Origin of the sequence: Halorubrum sp. SS7 (assembly GCF_005435055.1) — an archaeon.
Taxonomy (GTDB): Archaea; Halobacteriota; Halobacteria; order Halobacteriales; family Haloferacaceae; genus Halorubrum; species Halorubrum salinarum.
In genome coordinates, this window is the sequence record NZ_SGXV01000859.1 from 1 (window position 1) to 206 (window position 206).

General features: G+C 68.0%; 1 pseudogene. It reads right to left on the reverse strand.

The window, feature by feature from the left end:
* Positions 1 to 206 (reverse strand): annotated as a pseudogene (locus EXE44_RS20130) (flap structure-specific endonuclease); the annotation flags it as partial.

A 206-nucleotide genomic window follows, 5' to 3' on the forward strand; every position in this document is an offset into this window, starting at 1 on the left:
TGTCGACCGCGACGTCCTCGGCCGGGGGGTTCATGAACAGCTCGCGGATCGCCTCGGCGTCGGGTATCTCGGCGTCGCGCGCCTCCAGAACGCCCCACAGATCGCCGTGTTCCGTCACCGCCGTCACCGCCGTCTTCGGTCCGATTCCACGGATCCCGTCGTTGAAGTCGGTGCCACAGAGCATCGCGACGTCGACGAGCCCCTGT